Below are 4,132 nucleotides of genomic sequence, written 5' to 3'. Positions count from 1 at the left end.
TTAACGTCCGGGTCGGGGAGCGCGTGCCGCTATCGCGACCATCTGGTGCTGACCGACATCGGCCAACTGGATCTCGAAGAAGCCGAATCGCGCCGCCTGTTCAATTCCGCCCTGCCGCTGTTCGAAGAAATCGGCCGCACGCTGCTGTATGTCGACGCCGCCACCTGGCTGCTGCGCGCCGACGACTGGGCCGGCCTGCGCACCTCCTCGCCGCAAGCCGCCAGCGGCCGCAATATCGACATCTGGATGCCGGAAGGTCCGGGCGAACTGGCCTGGCGCAAGCTCCAGAACGAAGTACAGATGCAATGGTTCTCCGAAGCGATCAACGACGAGCGCGAGATGCACGGCAAGAAACCGGTCAACTCGCTGTGGATCTGGGGCGGTGCTGCCGCTGCCTCGACCGTCCCGACCACCATCTATCAGGCCAGCTTCAACCTGAGCGGCTGGCCGCAGGCGCTGACCGCAACCGCGCAGCACAGCTCCGCGCCTGACGGCGTGCTGGCCGCCCCCGGCGAGCATGGCCTGCTGTTGTTGAGCGATCTGCTGGAACCTGGCCTGACCGATGAGTGGGGCTACTGGCTGCAACGCATGGAAGCGCTCGACAAGCTATGGTTCGCGCCGCTGCTGCAAGCCGTACGCAGCAAGCGCCTCGCCACCTTGTCGCTGGTGTTCACCGGCCAGGACAAACTGCAGCACGTGACGGTCACCGCGTCATCGCTGCGCAGGTTCTGGAGCAAGCCTTCGCTGGCCAAACTTGCCCCATGAAATTGACGCCATGATCCGTATTGCCACCCGCAGCTACGACCCGCGCGACGTCGACGGCCTGATCCACAGCGGTATCCATCCGGTACTGGCGCGCGTTTATGCTGCGCGCGGCCTGCTCAACGCCAAGGATTTGTCGAGCGAACTGGGCGCGCTGATCGCGCCGTCCGGCCTGCTGCACATCGACGCGGCAGCAGTCTATCTGGCCGACGCCATTGCCGCCGGGAAAAAGATGGTCATCGTCGCCGACTACGATTGCGATGGCGCCACCGCCTGCGCGGTCGGCCTGCGCGGCCTGCGCAGCCTCGGCGCACAAGTCGATTTCATCGTGCCGAACCGCTTCGAGTACGGCTACGGCCTGACGCCCGAAATCGTCGAACTGACCATCCGCGAAAAATCGCCCGACATCATCGTCACCGTCGACAACGGCATCGCCAGCATTGATGGCGTCGCCGCCGCCAAGGCGCGCGGTATCGACGTCGTCGTCACCGACCATCACTTGCCCGGCGACAGCCTGCCCGACGCACGCGTGATCGTGAATCCGAACCAACCGTCCTGCGGCTTCCCGAGCAAGAACCTGGCCGGCGTCGGCGTCATGTTCTACGTGCTGCTGGCGTTGCGCGCCGAGATGCGCAAGCGCGGCATCTTCGACGCCCAGACCCAGCCCAAGCTCGATACGCTGCTTGACCTGGTCGCATTGGGTACGGTCGCCGACGTCGTCAAGCTCGACGCCAACAACCGTATCCTGGTGGCGCAAGGTTTGAAGCGCATGCGCAGCGGCAAGATGCATCCCGGCATTGCCGCGCTCTTTCGCGCCGCCGGCCGGGAAGCGCGCCGCGCCACCCCGTTCGACCTCGGTTTCGCCGTCGGCCCGCGTCTGAACGCCGCCGGCCGTCTGGCCGACATGGCGCTCGGCATCGAATGCCTGACCACCGACGACGAAGGCCGCGCCTGGGCCATCGCCCAGCAACTCGACGCCATCAACCGCGAACGGCGCGACATCGAAGCCGGCATGCAGGACACCGCGCTGAACCTGCTGGACGATTTCAACCCGCAGGACCGGCGCACCATCAGTGTGTTCGATGCCTCCTGGCACCAAGGCGTGATCGGCATCGTCGCCTCGCGCCTGAAGGACAGGTTCTACCGCCCGACCATCACCTTCGCACCCGGCGACGAAGGCCTGATCAAGGGTTCGGGCCGCTCGATCGCCGGCTTCCACCTGCGCGATGCGCTGGACCTGGTGTCCAAGCATGCGCCGTCGGTAATCACCAAATTCGGCGGCCATGCGATGGCGGCCGGCCTGACGATCCACGCCGAAGCCTTCGACGCCTTCGCCCAGGCATTTGAAGAAGTAGGCAAAGATTGGTTAAGCCAGAACCAGCTCGAGCGCGTGGTCGAAACCGACGGCATGCTCGAGGATGCCTATTACTCGGTCAATTTCATCAGCCTGATGGACGACCAGGTGTGGGGACAGGGCTTTGCGCCGCCGGTCTTCTGCGATCGCTTCCGCGTGCTGAGTCAGCGTATCCTCAAGGAAAAACACCTGAAACTGCTGCTCGAAAAGAACGGCCAGAAGTACGATGCGATCTGGTTCGGCAACACGGATGCGCTTCCCGATTACGCAACGGTTGCATTTAGACTGGATGCCAACGAATATAACGGCACAACCAAGGTACAGTTGATGGTGGAACACGCAGAACCGGCTTAGGGATTCGTTGTCAGCAAATTGACAGGACAAGCCGGCGGCACAAGCAGCGCTCAATAAAAGAACGGGCGCCAACAAGCAAAAAAGCAGCGACCAATGTCCAAGACTCCTCTTCCGCTGCACCGCATCCAGAAGCCGCCGATGACGCCGCAGCGGCTGCGCCGCCTGATGCTGATCGGCTCGCTGGTGCTGCTGGCCGTCTGCTGGATCGTGCTGGCGATGCTGAAGCCCGCCACTCAAGGCAAGATCGTGATGACCGCCGGCGCCGAAGGCGGCATCTATCACAACTACGCGCAACGCTATGCGCAAATCCTCAAGCGCGACGGCATCACGCTCGACATCCGCACCTCGTCCGGCTCGGTGGAAAATTTCCAGCGCCTGCGCGAAGACGACAGCGAATTCCAGGTCGGCTTCATCCAATCGGGCACCGGCAACGGCGAACAGGCGCCCGGCATCCAGACCATTGCCGCGATTTCGTATGAACCGATCTGGGTGTTCTATCAAGGCAATGCAACCTATGACCGCTTGTCGCAATTGCGCGGCAAACGCATTTCGCTGGGACTGCCGGGCAGCGGCCTGCGCATCGTCGCCAACGACCTGCTCACCGAAAACGGCATCACCACCAACAACTCCACACTGGAAGAACTCAGCGGCAACAAGGCCTACGAACAACTGCTCAATAACAAGATCGATGCGGCCTTCTTCATCGGCCGCGCCGACAGCCAGTTGATCCACACGCTGCTCAACAGCGGCATGAAACTGATGAGTTTTTCGCAGGCCGATGCGCTGGTGCAGAAGTTTCCCTCGCTGTCGAAGATCACTTATCCGCGCGGCGCCACCAGCCTGATCAACGACCGCCCTTCGCATGACGTCACGCTGCTCGCGGCCACCGCCATGCTGGTGTCGAAGGAGTCCCTGCATCCGGCCCTGGCCTACCTGCTGCTCGACGCCGCCAACGTGATCCACACCGCGCCGGATTTTTTTACGCCGCGCAATTATTTCCCGAACCAGAACATCGAAGACTTCAACATCTCCGATGAGACGCGCCGTTATTTCAGATCCGGCCGTCCTTTCCTGCAACGCTATCTGCCGTTCTGGCTGGCCAATTTCATCGAGCGCCGCTTCACGATTTTGCTACCATTCATCGCCGTGCTGTTCGGTCTGATCCAGGCGGTGCCGCGCATCTATGAAGCCAGCATGAAAAAACGCCTGGTTGTGTGGTACAAGGAAATCCATCTGCTGGAAGAAGAAATCTGGAACACGCAAGAACCATCCGACGAAAAACTCGCCGAATGGCATGCCGAAATCGAAGAGATCGACGCCAACGCCAACCAGATCGATATTCCGCAACGCTACTACGGCGACGTCTATGCGCTCAAGCAAGCCATCCGCGTGGTGCGCGACCGCGTCAGCGAAGTTGCGAATCAACGAACAATAACAACAACACCTGCATCCTCCGTATGAATTTCAAACGCTTCTTCAACAGTCTCGTCACCCGTCTGGTCCTGTTCGGCACCCTGGTCGTATTCGCCAGCGCGGTCGCACGCTTTCATGTGTTGACCAACTTCCTGCATGACGATCTCAGCGAAGTCGCCGCCGACCAGCAGAGCACGATCGCCAGCTACCTGGCGCAGGACATCAACTACCGCATCGTCGAGCGGCGCC

General features: G+C 61.7%; 3 protein-coding genes and 1 pseudogene. All 4 read left to right on the top strand.

Annotated elements, in window-relative coordinates:
* Positions 1-765: hypothetical protein (locus tag HLUSI_RS29120; RefSeq protein ID WP_050977728.1), on the top strand; the 765-nt coding region annotated here is incomplete at its 5' end.
* A 10-nt stretch (positions 766-775) separates the two neighbouring features.
* On the top strand, positions 776-2,470 hold the full coding sequence (gene recJ / locus HLUSI_RS0116620; RefSeq protein WP_016835039.1) for a single-stranded-DNA-specific exonuclease RecJ: 1,695 nt from the start codon (positions 776-778) through the stop codon (positions 2,468-2,470).
* A 93-nt stretch (positions 2,471-2,563) separates the two neighbouring features.
* The gene (locus HLUSI_RS0116615) at positions 2,564-3,931 is read left to right on the top strand and encodes a TAXI family TRAP transporter solute-binding subunit (RefSeq protein WP_016835038.1); all 1,368 of its coding nucleotides are present in this window, start codon (positions 2,564-2,566) and stop codon (positions 3,929-3,931) included.
* Positions 3,928-4,132 (top strand): annotated as a pseudogene (locus HLUSI_RS29115) (diguanylate cyclase domain-containing protein); the annotation flags it as partial. The gene HLUSI_RS0116615 and the pseudogene HLUSI_RS29115, both read left to right, overlap by 4 nt.

Source organism: Herbaspirillum lusitanum P6-12, assembly GCF_000256565.1.
GTDB lineage: Bacteria > Pseudomonadota > Gammaproteobacteria > Burkholderiales > Burkholderiaceae_D > Herbaspirillum > Herbaspirillum lusitanum.
The sequence above is the reverse complement of the archived record's forward strand: the minus strand, read 5'-3'. Positions and strand labels throughout refer to the sequence as shown.